Source organism: Okeania sp. SIO2B9 (assembly GCF_010672505.1).
Lineage (GTDB): Bacteria > Cyanobacteriota > Cyanobacteriia > Cyanobacteriales > Microcoleaceae > Okeania > Okeania hirsuta.
Genome location: NZ_JAAHGK010000630.1, coordinates 1 through 4323 on the forward strand (window position 1 = coordinate 1; position 4323 = coordinate 4323).

1 protein-coding gene and 1 pseudogene are annotated in these 4323 nt (G+C 36.6%); one reads left to right on the forward strand and one right to left on the reverse strand.

The window, feature by feature from the left end:
• Nucleotides 1-181 precede the first annotated feature (181 nt).
• Nucleotides 182-922 (forward strand): annotated as a pseudogene (locus F6K13_RS20440) (IS630 family transposase); the annotation flags it as partial.
• 519 nt (nucleotides 923-1441) lie between these two features.
• On the opposite strand, the gene F6K13_RS20445 reads toward F6K13_RS20440, so the two are convergent.
• Nucleotides 1442-4132: an EAL domain-containing protein gene (locus tag F6K13_RS20445; RefSeq protein WP_287288204.1), complete on the reverse strand. Its 2691-nt coding sequence runs from the start codon at nucleotides 4130-4132 to the stop codon at nucleotides 1442-1444.
• Nucleotides 4133-4323 lie beyond the last annotated feature (191 nt).

Consider the following 4323-nt stretch of genomic DNA (forward strand, 5'->3'; position numbering starts at 1 on the left):
TACGTACTCCTTAATCTGCAATCAAACCTGGGTCAATTGATTGCAGTAATGTGGCCACTAATTGATCTGATGATAGTTTTTGCCTCATAAATCATATTCTACAACACTAGCTGTACTTTTTCTTCTTCTTACCCCAATTTACTGAGCGGATACAAAAAAAACATATGGTGATCAAGAAACAGACGAACTAGAAACAGAAGAATTTATCTTTAAACTAAATCAAATGGACAAGAAAGATATTGTTTATGTAGATGAAGCTGGAATAGATAATAGGGAAGATTATACTTATGGTTATGGAGTTAAAGGAAAAAGAGTACCAGGTATGAAATCAGGAAAAAGAACTGAGAGAGTAAGTTGGATTGCAGCTATAAATCAAGAAAAAAAGTTTGCTCCTTTAACATTTGTAGGAAGTTGTAATCATGTATGGCATGAGAGCTGGTGGGAAAATTGTTTACTACCAAAATTACAACCAGGGCAAGTGATCATACTGGATAACGCAACGTTTCATAAATCAGTTGATATTGAAGAATTAGTGGCTAAGCAAGAGTGTGAAATCTGGTATTTACCACCTGACTCGCCAGATTTGAACAAGATAGAACGTTGGTGGGACGATATCGAGCGTAGTATAGAAAAAGCAAAGGTACTCCTGCCCGAAAACGCGAGCATCCTCCAGCGCACCCTTTATGCCCTCTTGATGGCCTTATACGAACTGGGCGGAGTCGATCCGAAACTGCGTTACGAGGGTCAAGAGCGTCTTGAGGAAATTCTCAAAGAGAAACTGGCGGCAGATAACCAGGAGGTGGATACAGAAACCCGCGCTAATCTTAACCAGGCCATCCAGGACTATAAAGAAGCCGAAAGCACAGTCCAGGGTAACCTAGACTCCGCCCCGGACGATATTGAAGTGCGGAATGTGGGGTAGAACAATCTTGGGAAGATTCTTCTGGCTACCTCTTCTATGATTATCATTCCTCCTGGATTCTGGATTCTGTTTGCGCAGCATTCCGTAGGAAATTCTGGCTTCTGCTCTGAAAAAAAGACTTTTTCAGCAAACCCTAATTATCAATTATCCATTATCCATTATCCATTATCAATTAATGAACTCCCTATTCTCAAGGAGATGTAGCAATACTTTTGATATTTGGTATAACAGAGCATGATAATTTAACTAGGGCTTGCTGATTAAATATAAAAGTACTTACAGATAAAGGTTTTAGCCTTTTTGGAGTCGAAAAAAGTGCCTGGTTTTCAGCTCTTCATGCTCAAAAAGCTAGTATTTTAGGCTCATAGTTGGGCAGAAAAATCAAAGGACAATTCTTACTCCTACCTCCTCGCTCATTCCCTTTTCTCCTGTCTTCCCCTCCTGGGAGGGGGAGGGGCGAGGGGTGGGTTGTCTCCTGTCTCCTGACTCGGTCCTCCTGACTCCTAAGAAATAGCCTAACTATTTTTCCGCATAGTTGATTGTAGAAATTAAACTTGTTGCTTTAGCTATATCTAGGGGCTTAGAAAATAAATAACCCTGACCATATTCACATTTTAACGCTTGTAGTTGAAGAACTTGTTCTGTAGTTTCTACTCCTTCAGCTACAACATTTATACCTAAATTGTGAGATAAAGTAATAATTGAACGGATAATTTCCGTAGGATCAATTGAACCCTCACTGATCATATTAGCAACACCTATTCTATTCACAAAAGAACGATCGATTTTCAAAGTACTCATCGGGAAACGGTGTAAATAACTTAAAGAAGAATATCCTGTACCAAAATCATCAATACATAACTCAATATTCCGCCCTCTTAACTGAGACATTTTTTCTGTAACAAACTCATAATTTTCTATTAAAGCACTTTCAGTAATTTCCAATTTTAAATTACTACCATCAAGCTGAGTTTCTAAGAGAATTTGGTCAATTTGTTCAATTAAATCTGCTTGAGCAAACTGTTTCACAGACAGATTAACACTCATTTTTAAAAGATAATTATTGGGAAATTCATTTTGCCATTGACGTAACTGCCGACAAGCTTCTCTCAATACCCACAAACCAAGATGTATTATTAACCCTGTTTCCTCAGCAACAGGAATAAATTCAGCAGGAGAAATTAAGCCTAATTGTGGATGTTGCCAACGTACTAGAGCTTCAAAACCAGTAATATTGTTTGTACTGAGGGACACAATAGGTTGATAGTTAAGCACAAATTGAGATAGATCGTTTTTGAGAGCGCTTTGTAAATTGTTCTCCAACTTTAAACGTTTGAGAATTTGAGTGTGCATAGAGGTACAAAAAATTTGATAACACCCTCTGCCCATATTTTTGGCGGATTGCATAGCTATTTCTGCATCTCGTAAAATATTTTCTGCTGACCCAATATTTGTGGAGTTGAGAGCAATACCAATACTAGCAGTAATAAATACTTCATTTCCTTCTAAAATAATTGGTGAAGTTAGTTGTTTGTGAATGCGATTAGCAATATAGGTAGCATCACTAATTCCTGAAATATATTCTAGCAAAATTACAAACTCATCTGCACCAAGACGAGCAACTGTATCTCCAGGAGAAACCAATGCTTTTAGTTGTTCGGCGATCGCGATAATCAGTTGATTTCCCATGCTATGACCAAAACTATCATTAATAACTTTAAATCGGTCAAGGTCTATAAATAGGACGGCAAAGGAAAAATTGTTTCGGCGTTCCGCATATTTAATTGTTTGCTCCAAACGATCCATAAACAGAGTACGATTAGGGAGATGGGTGAGTGGATCGTGTAGTGCATCATGTTTTAATTGTTCTTCAATTCGCTTACGTTGAGTAATATCATGACTATTAACAATAATACCTTCCACCGCTGGGTCGTGTAAAAGGTTAGTGACAACACCTTCAAAAAAGCACCAATAACCATTACTATGCTTAACTCGATACTCAATAGGTGGCTGACTAATACCAGGATTTTCAATTGCTTTGTTAAAAGTATGAGTGATGAGTGATAAATCGTCTATATGAATTAGATCGAAGATACCCTGACCAACAGTTTTTTCTGGTATATATCCCAAAACTCTTATTAGTGATGGACTAATATAACGAGAGATTCCCTCAGCATCAATAATCAAAATCAAATCGTTAGCATTTTCAATTAGGGCATGAAACCTCACTTCATTATTTTGTAAAGCTTGTTGTGCTTGTTTGCATTCTGTGATGTTACGGATCAGCGTCATCATACCTACAAGCTGCTGTTGACTGGCAATAACAGTTTCTTCTGCGTGCTTATATTGTGTAATGTCTGTATTTGTTACTATCATTTTGTTCGTTATTCCTTTTTCATTTTGAATAACAACTCCGCAACAAAAAAACCATCGGTAACTGCGATCTTTATGTTGCATCCTATGTTCGATTTCGTATTTTGGTGTCAGTCCTGCTAAGTGAGCATTTTTTGCTGCCATTACCTGTTCTCGATCTTCTGGATGCACCAATTGATGCCAATCATCCATTATGTTTCTAACTTCCCAATCTTCATAACCAAGCATTGCTTTCAATATAGGATCGACGTAAATTGCATTCGTTTGTAATTCCCATTCCCAAATTCCCACATGACTTGCTTCAATGGCAAGAGCATAACGTTCTTGACTTTTGCGTAGATGCTCCTCTACTTGCTTGCGTTGAGCAATTTCTATTTGTGCTTGTTGATATAGTTCAGCTTGATGAATAGCAATGGCGCAATGGTTAGCAATTGATTTCAATAGAGATAGTTCATCTTCTGTCCATTCTCTTTTTTGATCGCACTGACCTAGAATAATCCCACCTTGGTAAGTATCCTGATATAACAGCGGTGTAATCAAGACTGAAATCACTTGAAACTCGTCAATAAGATTTTTAACTTCTGAGTCTATAGTTGTATCAAATTTACTAATTTTTACTTGTTCTCCTCTAGTGAGTAATTCTGAATAATATTGATGAACATCGTAACAAAAACTAACTTGATTTTCACATTCAACTGTCGTGTTATTGAAGTGACAAATATTAATGTTTTTCTGATAGTCTAGCCTGACAATTATACAATGACTAACTTGCAAAACCTCATGTAACTGCTCAACAGTATTTTGCATGACTTCATCCAGTAATAAAGTATTACGCATTCCTTGAACAATGCGATTAATAATTGCTTCTTGTTGAGCTTGTTGTTGTAATTTGATAATGGTACGTTGCTGTTCTTTTTTCGATCTAAATTCAGCGATCGCTCGCTCTAAAATAATTGATAAACTTAATAATTTATCTTTAAAAATATAATTATCAATTGATAATTATATTTTTAAAGATAATTATTAAG

What these genes read in the sequence shown, in the direction of transcription:
- F6K13_RS20445 (WP_287288204.1), bottom strand. Translation starts at nt 4,132, where the DNA reads ATGCGTAATACTTTATTACTGGATGAAGTCATGCAAAATACTGTTGAG.